The following is a 16,022-nucleotide window of genomic DNA, read 5'->3' on the forward strand; positions in this document are numbered from 1 at the left end:
GAGTTCGTTTGGACTTTCTTCAAATATAAGGAATATGCCTATGCTCACTTTTATCTCTTGTGCCAAGACCATGGCGTCGCACTGTTCTTTGAAAGTGCCCGAAGTTACCGTTCCGTATTTTGAAGCGGAAGCTGTACGGAATGCGTTGGAAATGTCACAGGTTTCTGCCGCAGAACTGGAAAAACTCTTGAAGGTGAATGCTAAGATTGCTGCGGAAAACAGGGCACGCTTTCATGACTTTTGTTCGGAAGACAATCGCCCTATGCCGGCAATCGGTGCATATACGGGAGCTGTTTTCAAACGCATCCTGCCAAAGGATTTTACGGCTGATGACTTCCGTTATGCACAGGAACATCTCCGTATCACCTCTTTTCTTTATGGATTGCTCCGTCCGCTGGACGGTATCAGACCTTATCGTCTGGAGGGAGATGTGCGCCTGCCGGAGAAAGGCGGTATCACCATGTTTGATTATTGGAAACCTCTGCTGACGGACTGTTTCATAGAAGAAATCAAGAAACGGGGCGGTATACTGGTCAACTTGGCAAGTGGTGAGATGAAGGATTTATTCGACTGGAAACGGGTGGAGTCAGAGGTGCGTGTGGTTACTCCAGATTTTCAAGTGTGGAAAGGCGGAAAGTTAAAGACCGTTGTCATTTATGCGAAGATGTGCAGAGGGGAGATGGTGCGTCACATCATCAAAAATCGCATTGGATGCCCCGAAGATTTGAGAGGTTTTTCGTGGGAAGGTTTTACTTTTGACGAGGGACTCAGTACGGATAATCATTTGCAGTTTGTATTGGAGTAAAAATTAGACGGATATTTTAAGAATATATTCCTACTTAATTATATATCGAAACAGTTTGCGGCGGTAAACAGTTAGATGCATTTTCTGTTTACGCAAAAAGAGGATTTATATTCGCAAATTGCGGCTGTAAGTCATTTGGCGTTTGTGTACTTTTGTAATATCTAATATTTGAAACTATGAATATAACATCTGTACACATGTTTTCTGTTGTATTTATGCTGAGCTGGTTCCTTTGTGCAAAACCGGCTTTCGCAGGCAGCAAAGGCGATTGGATGAAACTTCTTTCTGATACATTGCCTGTATGCAAACTTTCTATCCCTGGTACTCATGACAGTGGTGCTATTTATGGTGGTTGTATGTTGAAAACTCAAGATGCAGGTATTTTCTCGCAATTAGAATTGGGCATTCGTGCTTTTGATATTCGTTTAGCTGAGAAAGACGGAAAGCTGGGAGTGTTTCATAGTCATGCTTTTCAGAATATGTATTGGGAAACGGATGTATTACCTACTTTTATAAAATTTCTGAAAGAACATCCTTCTGAGATGTTGATTGTGTCTTTAAAGAGAGAGGGCGGAAGTTCTGAGGCTTACGCTTCTTTGGTAGAAACCTCCTTGTCGGCTATTGATGCAAAGCCTTTCTTTGTTTGGAATTTTTGTCAGGATTTAGCATTGGGTGATTGTCGTGGAAAAATTCTGTTTTTACACCGAGATGTAGCCATGAACAAATATCCCGGAACTGCTTGTGAGGGTTGGAAGGATGATGCCACATGTTTGATGACGCTTCGAGGCAGTAATGGTGCGGAAGCACAAGTCTTACTTCAAGATGAATATCAGTATGCTTCGGATGAGGAAGTTGGATTAAAAATAGAAGCTTGTATGCGTAATTTGCATAATGTAGCAGCAGAACCTAGTTCTTCATATCGATGGGCGATTTCTTTCGTTAGTGCTACTGGACTTCCGCTAGGCACACCTGAAGTTTTTGCTAAACAAGTGAATAAGTTTGTGTCAGAGTATCTAAAACAAAGAAGAAGCCAGATGTGTGGTATTGTTTTTATGGATTTTGTACAGCGTCCTGAAGGGCTTGAGTTGTTAGATTGTCTCATAAGAGGAAATAATTAGTTTGCGTAAAAAGAGGATTCAAATACGCAAATTGTTTACTTTGTTGACTTATGTGTATTTATATTTGCAATCATTAGTGTCCCGTTAAAATGGGACGAGTTAAACAATTAATCAAAAAGCCCCGGAATCAGGGGATCATTTAGATCTTTGACATCATTGAAATTAGTCTTGTCGAACAGGTCACGCAAGTGGGTTTTGTCAGTCAATGATATGCTGAGAATTTGTAAAACTTCATAGGTTGAACGTTTCAACTTCATATCATGTTGGACAATAGCCACAAGACAGTACGTGATAATAGCCACACTGATTTGTATGCGAACAGCGTTCTCTGTTGTGCCCCAGAATTTCTTTATCTTGAGATGCTGCTTGAGCCATTTGAAGAACAGCTCGATTAACCATCTTTTCTTATAAAGATCGGCGACATCCAGTGCAGAAAGTTGTTTTGCATTCGTCAAAAAAGTGAACTCACGGTCATCCTCTTCGTCGTAATATCGGACGAGTCTGAATGACTCAGGATATTTTTTCTCGGAGAGATATCCGGTCAGTTTCACTTCCGCATCTGTCATTATGTTCTTTGGCATTCTTCGCTTCCATCTGACTGTCTTATACTTTAAGTTCGTCTTGGCTCTGACAACAAAGAAAGAGTCTGTAAGATGTATCCTATAGAGTTCTTTAAAGGAGTCATAAGCCCTGTCGAATATATAATAAGCATTTGGTTCATAATGGATTGAAGACATTGCTGTGGAATCATGCTTTGATGCAGTAGTTACAGTATAGAAGGCAGGAACTTGTGCTTCAATGTCGTATAAGACATGAGCTTTCACCCCTCCTTTCTTGCTTCGGAACTTTGCCCATGGGAATGTTGCAAGACACAACGGAATCGTTGTTGAATCAAACGCATATTTCTTTCCGGAAATGTCAAGGATGTTGGTCGTCCGCTTCTCGCAGGCTTCCTTCATCATATAGAATGCAAAGTCTTCGAAGATTCTGTAATCACGGTTCTGGTTCGCTGTCGCAAGAGTTGTCTTGGCTATCGGTTCACGACCTAAACCAAGATGATATTGCTTGGCCCTATGCGCCTCGAAAGCAACGACTAAGTCTCGCAGGCTCTCACGGTTACTCAGTTGTCCAAACATCATCGCGAGCATCTGATTCCAGCAAGTGAAATGTTTCACATATCTGTTGCCATCATACTTGCGAACATAGTTGTTGAACTGAGTCCTGTTCAGAAAAGCGGTTAATTGAGAGAATACGTATTTGTCTTGGAACATAGCAGCCATTTGTATTAGACTGCAAAGTTGCAAAATCAAGTCCGTTTCATTTCAAAAAAACGTGTAATTGACTATATTTCAATAATTTCAAAGAACTATTTATCCACTTTTACGGGACAGTAGTGATTTGCAATATAAAAATATTTAGAATAGAGAAATTATGAAGTTAGCCATTGATTTAGGTGGTACTAATATAAGGATAGCACAAGTGGCGGAAGGAAAGTGTTTGAAAAGGAATTCGGTTGCTTGTTTGGCTACACAAGATGTTGATGTGATCTTGACGCAGCTTTTTGAACTTATTGAACCTATGATAGGTGAGACTGTTGAGGGGATTGGTATTGGTGTACCGTCGATCGTTGATACAGTTCATGGTATAGTGTATGATGCGATGAATATTGCTTCGTGGAAAGAAGTGCATTTAAAGGAACTGCTGGAGGAGAAGTTTGGCTTACCAGTGGCTGTCAATAATGATTCTAATTGTTTTGCTTTGGGAGAAAGTCTTTTTGGAAGCGGGCGACTTTATGAAAATATGGTGGGTATTACTATCGGTACCGGAATAGGGCTGGGAATCATTATTCATCATAGTTTGTACGGAGGGGGATATGCCGGTGCAGGTGAATTGGGAGCATTACCCTATTTAGAGGCTGATTACGAATATTATTGTAGTAGCGGATTTTTTAAACGTAGGAATACCACTGGTGCTGCTGAGTCGGAAAAAGCATTGAAAGGAGATAATGATGCTCTATTGTTGTGGCAGGAGTTCGGTGGGCATATAGGACAATTGGTAAAGGCTGTATTATTTGCTTATTCTCCACAGTTAATAGTACTAGGAGGTGGAATAGCAACAGCTTTCCCGCTTTTTAAAGAAGCGATGTATGAGACTTTAAAAGATTTTCCTTATCCACGAGTTGTGGCTGATGTGAAAATCGTGTCTTCACAATTACAGGATGCTGGTCTATTAGGAGCTTCAGCACTTTTGGGATAGACAGGTATTACCATTTTCTGGAAAATAGTAATATTTTTTTTATTTTTAATAATATTGTAATTCTGTTTTTAAACCTTTGTGATGGAATTATAAATTTATATTATAAACTTTAAATTTTTAATGTATGAAACAAGTAAATCTTGGATTTTATCGAATGGTTTTGTTTCTATTATTGGGATTGTTTACTTCTGTGATTGCGTACTCACAGCAAATTTCAGTAAAAGGAATTGTGAAAGACCAAATTGGAGAGCCTGTAATAGGTGCTAATGTACTAGTGAGAGGCACTACTAATGGAGTTATTACAAACGTTAATGGTGAGTTTATTCTTTCCGCTTCTAAAAGTGATGTATTGGTTGTTAGCTTTGTGGGTTATACTACTCAAGAAATACCTGTAAGTGAGAAGCAAATGACAATTGTGTTGAAAGAAGACACAGAATTGCTGGACGAGGTAGTTGTTTTGGGATATGGTGCCAATACACGTAAGCAAGACTTGTCAGCTTCTGTAGGTATAATTAGTAATACAGATGAGTTGGCTGCACGACCTGTTACTTCTACGGAAAGTATGTTACAAGGGCAGTTGCCTGGTGTAACTATTCAGGCTGATGGTGGTGATCCTACTTCAACTCCTAATATCGTGATTCGCGGTCAGGGTTCGCAGAACGGCGATAACGTATTATGGGTGGTAGACGGTGTTCCGGGAGCTCCTATTACTTCCATGAACGATATTGAAAGTATTGTTGTATTGAAAGATGCTGCTTCTGCCGCTATTTATGGTGCGCAGTCAGGAGCAGGTGGTGTAGTGCTTGTTACTACCAAAAAGGCAAAAGAAGGTGCTCCTACTTTGACGTATGACGGAACTTTCGGCTTTCGTCAGGCTACTAATTTAATTGAACCACTCAATGCAGAAGAACAAGTGGAAATGCGTAGAAGGTCGTATGAAAATGCAGGCCAGGCATTACCTGATGGCTGGAATGTAACAAAAAATCCGTGGGTAGGTACTACACGTACTGATTGGATGGATGCTATTTTCCGTACAGCTTTTTATCAGCGCCACAATATTGCTTTAAATGTAGGTACAGATAAGTCTTCCAGCCGCCTCTCATTGTCTTTTGATAACGATCAGGGTACTTTGATTAATACTTATAAGAAAAATCTTGCTTTGCGTTATAATGGTAAGATGCAATTGAACAAGTGGATTACAATCAGCGAAGATTTGGTGTGGAAGAATACAACAAGTCGTTCTAAAGAAACGGATAATGATGCATACACCGGTCCTATATTATCAGCTGTATATATGCCGGCTAGTGCTACTATTTATAATCCCTTGGATGGCTCTTATGGTGGTACAACAACAGAAGACCCTGCTTACATTGAAAAGTATGGCTCAAACTTTGCCGATGCTCATGGTGATGCTGTGAACCCTGTACGTTTGCTTGAGGCAGAAAATCTCTACAATAAGACAAGTGATGTGTGGAGTACTACTAGTTTGGAAATAGGTAATGTGTTGCCTGGTTTAAAGTTTGTAAGTCGTTTTACTTACAATTTGCAGAACTATTATTATAAAAAATTCAATCCTATCCGTGACGAAGTTGGTAAACCGAACCTATCAAATAATGTTCAGGAGCAATCTTATCGTATGGACGCTTGGAAGACAGAGAATACATTAACGTATGATAACACATTTGGTAAACATACCGTAGGTGCTTTGTTCTCTACTACGGCTGACCATTATTCGAAACGGGGGTTGGAAGCGATTGGAAAGGACTTGTCTAGTGAAGCAGTCTATCTGCAATACATGGCTTATGCCAATTCAACTGAAGTGCTTGATTATTTAACGGGACCAGATGCGAATGTTTCAATGATTGCTCGTTTGGCATATTCTTATGACGACCGTTATTTCGTAACCGCTTCATGGCGCCGTGACTATGCAGGACGCCTGCCTAAGGAACATAACTTTGGCGATTTTCCCGCTGTAACATTAGGATGGAAAATTTCTAATGAGAAGTTTTTTAAGAAGAACGATATCGTAAACCTTTTGAAATTACGTGCTTCTTGGGGACGTGTCGGTAATTTGGGGTCTATTGATTATAATTATAAATCACCACTATTATCGAAAAATACTTATTCAGAACAAGCACAATACGGTGTAACTTCTAATCAATTATGGAATAACTTTGCTTATTATAGTACTGCTTTAAATCCAAATTTGACATGGGAGACTTCTGAACAGTACGACTTGGGCTTAGATATGGAAATGTTCAATAACCGTCTTTCTTTGTCAATGGATTATTTTGATAAACGTACTTTCAATTTGATACAGCCACAACCGATGAACTGGCCTTCTACTATGGGGTTGGATGCTATGTTGGTAAATCTTGGAGAGGTCCGAAATCGTGGTTTTGAATTGTCTATAGGTTGGAATGATAGAATAAATAAAAACTTTTCTTACTTTGTAACAGGTAACTTTTCTTATCTGAAGAATTGGGTTTCTGACATTGGGGTGAAGAATGAGGATGGAACTCCGGGAGTGTGGACAGATGATAAGAGTTTCCGTAGTGTGAAAGATATTTATCAGACCACAGAAGGTGAACCTTTGAATTCTTTTCATTTGATACAGACAGCTGGAATATTCCAAAGTGATGAGGAAGCAGCGGCATATGTGGATAAGAATGGTAAGAGAATTCAACCTGATGCTAAAAAAGGAGATTTGAAGTTTGTAGATTATGACGGTGATGGTACAATTGGTTTTGGTGACCGTCAATATATGGGTAGTGCTACTCCTAAAACTACCTTTGCATGGACACTTGGATTTACTTGGAAGAAATTGTCATTCAGTGCAATGTTTCAAGGAGTAGGTGGAGCACAAGCAATGAATGTTTCCAAATATATGCTTTTAAGTGATGTAGAAGGTAACTTTAACCGTTCTCGTGAGATCTTGAACGCTTGGTCGCCCGATAACAGAGGATCTAACATTCCTATTCTGTCAAAGAATGACAACAATGGAAACTTTAGCACAGCTTCAGATTGGTATCTGGAAGATGCTTCATACCTGCGCTTGAAGAATGTAACGCTTTCTTATGATTTGAGTGACGTATTTTGTAAGTGGTCACACTTGAATGACCGCAACAGCCGCCTATCTGTATTTTTGAGTGGAGAAAATTTGGCAACTATCACCAGATATTCTGGTATGGACCCTGAATGCGGGGGGTGGGATGCTTTGAAGTATCCGGTATCTCGTGTATTCTCTTTAGGAGTAAAACTGACTTACTAATTATAAATTGAATGAAGATTATGAAAAAGAATATATTATTTGGAGTAGTATGCGTTGCACTACTTACTGCCACTTCTTGTAGTGATTTCCTTGATGTACAACCCGAAGGAGATGCCAGAGACAATGCTTATTTCTTAAATGATCAGCAGGCAATTGACGCTGTGGACGGATTATACGAACGTTTTCATCAGGAAGCCATGTATGGTCGAGAATTATTTTGGGAGCAGGGTGCTGCTAATGATATAGTTTGGGGAAAAACACGTGATTTCCCGACACTTGCGACGTTTAAATATACAGGTGATGAGTCTCCATTACGTACTGTGTTCGAAACCATGTATAAAGTGATTTCCCGTTCTAATTGGGTGATTGATCAATTAGTAGATAAGGAAAAGACTACTGCATTGACAGAAATAGAAAACAGGAGTCTTGGTGAAGCCTATTTTACTCGAGGATGGGCACATTTTCTGATGGCTTATCGCTATGGTACAGATAAACAAGGAGTTCCTTTTGTACGTTATGAAGATTTTGTAAATGGATATGATAACTCTATTCCACCCCAGCAGGCTTCAGTTATTGATAACTATAAATTGATTATTGAAGATATGGAAAATGCTAAGAAACGTTTGCCACGTTTCGAAGATTATGATGATAAGGACTTAGGGCGCGCGCATCAGGCAGCAGCTATAGCATTTCAGGTAAAGGTATATGCCTACTGGGCCATGTGGGATGAAACGAAATGGGATGAGGTTATTAAATTGGTAGATGAGCTGGAAACGACGTATAATCGTGGTTTGGCAGACACTTTCGATGAATTGTTCTCTTCTGACTTCTCAAAATATTGGGGAAAGGAATATTTATGGACTATTCCAGGTACGGGTGGTTCTACTGGAGGAGGTTCTGAATTTCCGGGTGTTATACTTGAAAATAAAGGTTGGGGCATCTACAATGGTTGGGGACAAATTAAACCGACATATGACATTTATGCGGAAATGCTAAAAGATGGTAAAGAAAATGACCGATTGAAACGTTCTATTTTAGAATACGGACAAAAATTCCTATTTTTTGGAGAGGAACGCGAGTTTTATTCAGCGTCCGACATTGAATCAGGTTTCCAAATTAATAAGTATATGGAACCTTTTGGTTATGCTAATGCTACAACCGAAGGATATGTAAATGCTAATGGTGACTGGCCTACTGCACGAGTTAACTTCCCGATAATCCGTTTTGCTGAAATGATGCTTTTTCGGGCAGAAGCTTATTTGATGAAGAACCAACCGGATAAGGCTTGGAAAGATTTGAACAGAATTCATGTACGCGCTTGTGGTCTTTCTTTACCATCACCAGCTACAATGGAACAGTTGTATCATGAACGTCGTTGTGAATTAGCATTTGAATTTACCGATCATCTTTTCGACTTGAAACGTTGGCACCATTCTTCTAATGCAGAAATCAAGGCATTGGCGGAGAAAGAGTTAAATGCTCGTCCTCTCGTTCGTCATTACAAGAACCGTGGTATGGTCGATACAAATGGAGATGGAAAACCCGATGCTATTGATTATACACATAAAGTTGAGTTTTACACGGATTATACAGACAAAACTTCTTATAAGGATTGCTTCATTGTTTTTCCCTATCCGTCTAATCAGATTATAAACTCAAACGGGCAGTTGAAACAAAATATCTATGAGTAATCTTTCTCTTTTGGAAGTTTACGATTAAAAAGTAGATCATTGCCATTGGTCTTGTCTGCAAGGATTGGTGTCTTCTTTGTATGCTGGTTCTTGCAGATTTTTATTAGATTTGTCGAATGAAGTGTGGTTGTTAACCGAATAATTTTCAAATACATGCTTTGATGAAATTGAATATTTTACATATCTTGTTGTACCTTTTTATATGTAGTGCTTGTAACTCTGAGGAGAAATTTTCCGTTGATTACGTGGATCCTTTTATCGGTACAGGGTTTCACGGTCATACCTATCCTGGAGCCACCGCTCCTTTTGGTGCAGTGCAGTTAAGTCCTGATACACGTGTAGGCAATTGGGATGCCTGTGCTGGATATCACTATAATGATACTACCTTGAGGGGGTTTTCACATACCCATCTGAGTGGAACTGGATGCATAGATTTGGGTGATATATTATTTCGTCCTACCACCCAAGAACCAAGCTTTACAAATGAGTTCTTCTACAGTCCTGCTAACTTTTCCCATCAAGACGAAATGGCATCGGCTGGCTATTACTCGGTGCTGTTGAAAGATGAAGGTATAAAGGCTGAATTGACGGCGACCCCTCATGTAGGTATGCATCGTTACACTTACCTTACAGGAAATCTTGCTGCTGTAATTGTAGATATGGCACATTCGCTTGATAATGAATATATTTATGAAGCTGAATTAGAGAAAACTGCAGACAACGAAATTACGGGTATGCGCCGAACCAGGGGATGGACAGATAATCAATATATTTATTTCGTAGCTCGTTTTTCCAAATCCTTTCAGACTGTAGAGTTTGTGAAAAATAAGAAGAAAGTGCCTATCAATACCAAGTTGACCGGTACGGATTTACAGGCTATCCTCACATTTGATAACACGAACGGTGAGCCTATTATTGCTAAAGTGGGATTGTCATTGGTGAGTGTGCAGAACGCGCGTCAAAACATGGAGGCCGAAGTGAAGGATTTCGATTTTGATGCAGTACATACAGCTACTCGAAGTGCTTGGGAACAACAACTATCTACTATTACTGTGGAGGGTGGTAGTGAAGCCGACAAGGAGAACTTTTATACTGCTATGTATCACGCTATGGTTGTACCTAATATCGTGAACGATGTTAATGGTGAATATCGTCGCCACGACATGCAGATAGGTAAGTTGCCAATAGGAAGGATCCAATACTCCACTTTCTCCCTTTGGGATACTTTCCGTGCATGGAATCCGCTGATGACGTTGATAGATACTGACTTGGTCAATCACATGATAAACTCCTTTCTCGACATCTATGATACTTCAGGGGAACTTCCTATTTGGCCGCTTTCTGCTGGAGAAACAGGCACGATGATTGGTTATCATTCAGTATCAGTTATAGCTGATGCCTATTTGAAGGGAATTAGGTCTTTCGACGCAGAGAAGGCTTTGGAGGCTATGATGATATCCTCCGATAAAAACAAAAAAGGTTCGGACTTTTACGTAAAATATGGTTTTATTCCTTCTAATATTAAAAGAGAATCTGTATCTTGTCTGCTTGAATATGCGTACGATGACTGGTGTATTGCACGTATGGCCCAAGAAATGGGAAAAGAAGATATTTATAAAAAATACATTGAACGTTCGCAAAACTACATCAATGTGTTTGATGGTGCTACGAGATTCTTTCGCGGAAAGCGTATGGATGGCAATTGGGAATCACCTTTTAATCCGCTTGCAGTGGGACGTGCCTATACAGAGGCTACAGCTTGGCAATATCGCTTCTTTGTACCCCATGATGTGAATGGGATGATACAACTTTTTGGCGGTAAAGAAGAATTTGTTGCTGCTCTTGATGATATTTTCAATACGGATGCAGAGATACATGGCAATCTTGTAGATATCACAGGTTTAATAGGGCAGTATGTCCACGGGAATGAGCCTAGTCATCACATCGCTTATTTGTACAATTATGTGGGTGAGCCTTGGAAAACACAGAAAATGTCGCGACGCTTGCTGAACGAGATGTATCATCCCACTCCGGAAGGTATTATTGGCAATGAAGACTGCGGGCAGATGTCGGCATGGTATATTCTTTCAAGTATGGGACTTTATTCGGTTTGTCCTGGTAGCAACGAATATGTTCTTACTACTCCCTTGTTCGAGAAAGTTGTAGTGCATTTGGCTAATGGAAGAACTTTGACGATACTTGCCAATGATCCGCAGAAAAATATTTATATTACAAAGGTGGAACTAAATGGGAAACAGATAGATACAAACTTTATTACCTATGACTGTCTGATGAGAGGAGGAGAGTTGCGTTTTACCTTGTCTGACAAGCCAAATAAGAGCAGAGGTACTGCTGAACAAACTGCGCCTTACTCCTATACCCGAGATAAAGTTGTATCTATCCCTTACGTCGATAAGGATTTGAATTTATTCCAAGGAAGTGTAGTTGTAGAGCTGGCCACAACCACTCAAGGTGCGAAAATAAGGTATACACTGGACGGAAGCGAACCGACCGAGGAGTCATTCCTTTATAAACATCCTTTCAGTTTGAATAAGACGACTCAAGTGAAAGCGAGAGGATTTAAGGAAGGTTATCATCCAAGTAGAGTCTTGTCTATTATAGCTCTCAAAGCGGAATTGAAGGATGCTCTTTCTGTACATCCTGTACAGAATGGTGTGACCTATAAGTACTTTGAAGGTAATTACCAGAAAGTAACTGACATAGAAAAAACACCTTTGTTGAGGACTGGAGTTTTGTCTAAACCTTCTATACAAGGTGCAAGCAGGACAGACCATTTTGGTTACATTTTTTCCGGACTGATAAAAGTGCCTGAAAATGGAGTATATACTTTCCAAACTAGTTCAGATGATGGCAGTGTATTATACATTGATAATGAACTGGTAGTGAACAATGACGGTTCACATGCTGCAATTCCTGCTACCGGATTCATAGCTTTAGAAAAAGGTTTCCATTCCTATAAGCTCTATTACTTTGAAGATTATGAAGGAGAACATTTGAGTTGGGCTTGGAAATTGCCTTCTGCTGAAACGTTGGTACCAATTCCTTCTTCTGTTTTGTATGTGGAATAATTAAATATATTGTTATGAAAAAAATCATTTTATTGTTTCTATCTTTTGGGGTAGTATCCTGCGGGCAAGTGAAACAACAAGTTTCTGAACAGGCGCGTGTTAATGTAATGTCATATAATATCCGCTATGACAATCCAGAAGATGGTATGAATAATTGGCAATACCGAAAAGACCGTGCTGCAACGGCTATCCGATTCTATGATGTTGATATATTGGGTACACAGGAAGTGCTTCACAATCAGTTAGAAGACCTGAAGCAGCGTTTACCAGAATATGGTGTGATTGGTGTCGGGCGTGAAGATGGAAAGGTAAAAGGCGAATATAGTGCTCTTTGGTACAAAAAAGCGCGTTTTGAGTTACTTGCTTCTGGATATTTTTGGTTGAGCGAAACACCTGAAATTGCTGGTTCTAGAGGGTGGGATGGTGCTTGTGAACGCATTGCTTCATGGGGTAAATTGAAAGACAAGATTTCAGGAAAGGAATACTTTGCATTGAATACACATCTAGACCATATAGGAGTTGTGGCTCGTCGTGAAGGAGTGAGCCTTATATTGGACAGAGTGAACGAATTGAGTGACGGATTACCAGTAATTGTAACAGGTGATTTTAATGCAGAGCCAGAATCGGATGTTATCAAGCACATGACCGATGCCGAGAATCCAAAGCATCTGCAAGATACACGGCTTATGTCTCCAATTGTTTATGGACCATCATGGAGTTTTCACGATTTTGGAAAGATACCTTATGATAAACGTCCATTGATAGACTATGTGTTTGTACGCAACGATCTTAAGGTATTGAGATACGGAGTGCTTGCCGAGACAGAAGGATCAGAGTTTTTATCGGATCATGCTCCGGTGCTGGTTACTGTAGAGTAGTTTTCTACTTTTTGAACTTTAGGTTGAAAATAATAAATTTAAGGTTTAGGAGGTTCATCTTTAGGTTTAGAACTGAATATCTTGTCCTATGTACTATGAATAATAAATAATTTGTAAATGTAACTGATAAAACCAGATAATAATGAAAAAAATAAGGAAGTGCTGTGTTATAGTATTGTTAGTAGTATTATTCCCTGCTAATATATTTGCACAAGAACGTCGTGATAAAGAACAGACTTATGTGTTGGAGAATCCCTATGAAGTTAACAAAATAACACCGTTACAAGGGAAGAAGATTAAAAATGTTGTTTTGATGATTGGTGATGGTATGAGTCTTATGCACGTATATTCTGCTTGGACGGCTAATCGTGGTAAACTTTTTTTGGATAATTGTCAGGCTGTGGGGCTTTCGAAAACCTACTGTGCAAATAAACTGATTACCGATTCTGGAGCAGGGGGGACGGCCATTGCTACTGGACAGAAAACAAATTATCATAGCGTAGGCGTAGATGTGGAAGGCCGTCCTTTGAAGTCGTTGGTAGACTTTGCTGTAGGCAAAGATAAATCTGCGGGTATTGCAGTTACTTGTCGCCTTTGGGATGCCACTCCAGCTGATTTTTGTTGCCATAACAAAGATCGTGATGCTGAGGCTGAAATTGTGGCGGATTATGTGAACAGTAACGTAGACTATGTCTTTGGCGGTGGTGCTAAACTCTTTGAGAATCGTGAGGACGGACGTGACTTGTTCAAGGAGTTGCGCGACAAAGGTTTTCAAACGCCTCGTAGTTGGGATGAACTGGTAAAAATTAAGAGTGGCAAGGTATTTGCAGTGCCTTATCCAGTGGATGCTCCGTTGCCTGACGAACGTGGAGACCTTCTTGCCCGTGCGTCGTTAAAAGGTATTGAACTTTTAAGCCAAAATGATAATGGTTTCTTCATGATGATTGAAGGTTCGCAATTGGATGATTATGGACATTTTAATGATATTAATCTCTTGATGCAGGAAACACATGATTTCGACCGTACTATCGGTGCCATTTACGAATGGGCGGCTAAGGATGGTGAAACGCTGGTAGTGGTTACCGCCGATCATGAAACCGGTGGTCTTACATTGGTAGATGGTGATTTGAAAGAGGGTAAAATTGTTTGTAAATTTTCTACAGGTGGTCATAGTGGTGTAATGGTACCTGTATATGCTTTTGGGCCCGGTGCACAGGAGTTTACAGGTATATATGAGAATACCGCAATTTTTGATAAGATAAAGAAACTGCTTAATCTATAACTAAAATATTATTTCCTATGCTGAAACATATCTTGTTTACATGTTTACTTTCCTTTTCTGTAACTCCTTTATTGAAAGCTCAAAATTGTGGTAATGATGAAATTTATCATTTGCCCTATAAGAATACATATGTAAAAGAACCTTTGGTTACCGAGAACGAGTATCGTGTGGCCAAACCCGAGGTTATTGAACCGAAGAGTTTTGAAGAAGCTCGGCAGATACTTCCCAATCCGATTTGGGATGGGCATGGAAAAGAAATGGAAATGTATTGGAGGGCATGGGAAATAGCAGTCGGAAATATTCGTAAGCCACAGTCCGGTTCGGGTTTTGTATCAAGTTATTTGGATACTGCTTACAATGGTAATATCTTCATGTGGGATTCTTCTTTCATACTGATGTTTGCACGGTATGGTACACGTTTTTTCCCTTTTCAGCGCACGTTAGATAACTTTTATGCCAAACAACATCCTGACGGTTTTATCTGCCGAGAAATTAAAGCAGATGGAGCGGATTGTTTCGAACGATATGATCCGGTAAGCACTGGACCTAATTTGATGCCTTGGTGTGAAATGGTTTATTACCATCAGTTTGGAGATATGGAGCGTCTGCATAAAGTTTTTCCCGTACTTTGTTCATATTATAAGTGGCTGAGACTTAACCGTACATGGCGTAATGGTACTTATTGGTCGAGTGGATGGGGGACAGGTATGGATAATATGCCGCGGGTTCCGAACGGATATAGCCCTATTTATAGTCATGGACATATGGTTTGGTTAGATACTAATCTTCAGCAATTGTTCATTGCAAATTTATTACTTGAAATGGGATTTTATTTAGAACGCTGGCAAGAGATAGAAGAATTTGAAGACGAAGCTAAGATGCTGGGAAAGTATATTCATGATAATCTTTGGGATGAAAAGACTGGATTTTTGTATGACCAATATGCTGATGGCACTCTTTGCAAAACCAAAGGTATAGGTGCTTATTGGGCGCTATTTACCAATGTGTTAGATACAATACAACTAAACCGTATGGTAAAAGAATTGGATAATCCGGAAACTTTTAACCGCAAGTTCCGTGTTCCTTCTTTGTCGGCAGACCATCCTAAGTATAAGGAAAACGGTCGCTATTGGCAAGGTGGCATCTGGCCGGGTACCAACTACATGGTGATACAAGGTCTTGTGAAGAAAGGTTATCGTAAGTTAGCCCGTGAAATAGCTTTGAACCATTATAATGAAGTACTTGAGGTATATAAGAATACGGGTACATTTTGGGAATACTATTCTCCGGAGAAGGCAGAGCCTGGATTTATGGCTAGAAAGGAATTTGTCGGTTGGTCAGGACTTCCACCTATTGCCGAACTGATAGAGTTTATAATAGGTATTCGGGGAGATTACTCCAAACAGCAAATTGTTTGGGACATGAACCTGACAGAGGCCAATGGAATAGAACGTTATCCTTTCGGACCAGAAGGTATTATCAGTTTAAAGGCGGAAGCACGCCGTTCTGTCAATGATGAACCGCACATTACGGTAGATACGAATATTGGCTTTGAATTGTTCGTACTTTATGGTGAAAAAGAGAAGAAAATTACTGTGCTTCCTGGTAAACACACTTATTAAAAAGATAATC

Annotated in this window: 10 protein-coding genes; 9 read left to right on the top strand and 1 reads right to left on the bottom strand. The window is 39.8% G+C overall.

Annotated features, from left to right (window positions below):
* The first annotated feature begins 40 nt into the window (after positions 1-40).
* Both yaaA and NQ565_RS06295 read left to right on the top strand, forming a co-directional pair.
* Positions 41-805 (top strand): peroxide stress protein YaaA, encoded by a 765-nt coding sequence (yaaA, locus tag NQ565_RS06290; protein WP_074713661.1) that lies wholly within the window; start codon positions 41-43, stop codon positions 803-805.
* Between the two features lie 215 nt (positions 806-1,020).
* Complete coding sequence (locus NQ565_RS06295; protein ID WP_309573589.1) at positions 1,021-1,923, top strand: phosphatidylinositol-specific phospholipase C; 903 nt, start codon at positions 1,021-1,023, stop codon at positions 1,921-1,923.
* 107 nt (positions 1,924-2,030) lie between these two features.
* On the opposite strand, the gene NQ565_RS06300 is transcribed toward NQ565_RS06295, so the two are convergent.
* Positions 2,031-3,194 carry an IS4 family transposase gene (locus tag NQ565_RS06300; RefSeq protein WP_016660807.1) on the bottom strand — a complete coding sequence of 388 codons (1,164 nt, stop codon included), beginning with the start codon at positions 3,192-3,194 and terminating at the stop codon, positions 2,031-2,033.
* A gap of 160 nt (positions 3,195-3,354) precedes the next feature.
* On the opposite strand from NQ565_RS06300, the gene NQ565_RS06305 reads away from it, so the two are divergent.
* The 7 genes from NQ565_RS06305 to NQ565_RS06335 all read left to right on the top strand — a co-directional run bounded on the left by NQ565_RS06305 (position 3,355) and on the right by NQ565_RS06335 (position 16,012).
* Positions 3,355-4,179, top strand: coding sequence for an ROK family protein (locus tag NQ565_RS06305; RefSeq protein ID WP_005658089.1), 825 nt, complete (start codon positions 3,355-3,357; stop codon positions 4,177-4,179).
* Between the two features lie 124 nt (positions 4,180-4,303).
* Positions 4,304-7,450 (top strand): SusC/RagA family TonB-linked outer membrane protein, encoded by a 3,147-nt coding sequence (locus NQ565_RS06310; RefSeq protein ID WP_005658088.1) that lies wholly within the window; start codon positions 4,304-4,306, stop codon positions 7,448-7,450.
* A gap of 20 nt (positions 7,451-7,470) precedes the next feature.
* Entirely contained in the window at positions 7,471-9,141 is a 1,671-nt protein-coding gene (locus tag NQ565_RS06315) for a RagB/SusD family nutrient uptake outer membrane protein (protein ID WP_040316371.1), read from the top strand.
* A gap of 161 nt (positions 9,142-9,302) precedes the next feature.
* Positions 9,303-12,230, top strand: a complete 2,928-nt coding sequence (locus NQ565_RS06320) for a GH92 family glycosyl hydrolase (protein ID WP_005658082.1) — start codon at positions 9,303-9,305, stop codon at positions 12,228-12,230.
* Between the two features lie 14 nt (positions 12,231-12,244).
* Positions 12,245-13,108, top strand: coding sequence for an endonuclease/exonuclease/phosphatase family protein (locus tag NQ565_RS06325; RefSeq protein WP_005658080.1), 864 nt, complete (start codon positions 12,245-12,247; stop codon positions 13,106-13,108).
* Between the two features lie 142 nt (positions 13,109-13,250).
* A complete protein-coding gene (locus tag NQ565_RS06330; protein WP_005658078.1) occupies positions 13,251-14,390 on the top strand; it encodes an alkaline phosphatase in 1,140 nt (379 codons plus the stop codon).
* Positions 14,391-14,407: 17 nt separating this feature from the next.
* A complete protein-coding gene (locus NQ565_RS06335) occupies positions 14,408-16,012 on the top strand; it encodes an MGH1-like glycoside hydrolase domain-containing protein (RefSeq protein WP_005658076.1) in 1,605 nt (534 codons plus the stop codon).
* Positions 16,013-16,022 lie beyond the last annotated feature (10 nt).

Origin of the sequence: Bacteroides stercoris ATCC 43183, assembly GCF_025147325.1 — a bacterium.
Taxonomy (GTDB): Bacteria; Bacteroidota; Bacteroidia; order Bacteroidales; family Bacteroidaceae; genus Bacteroides; species Bacteroides stercoris.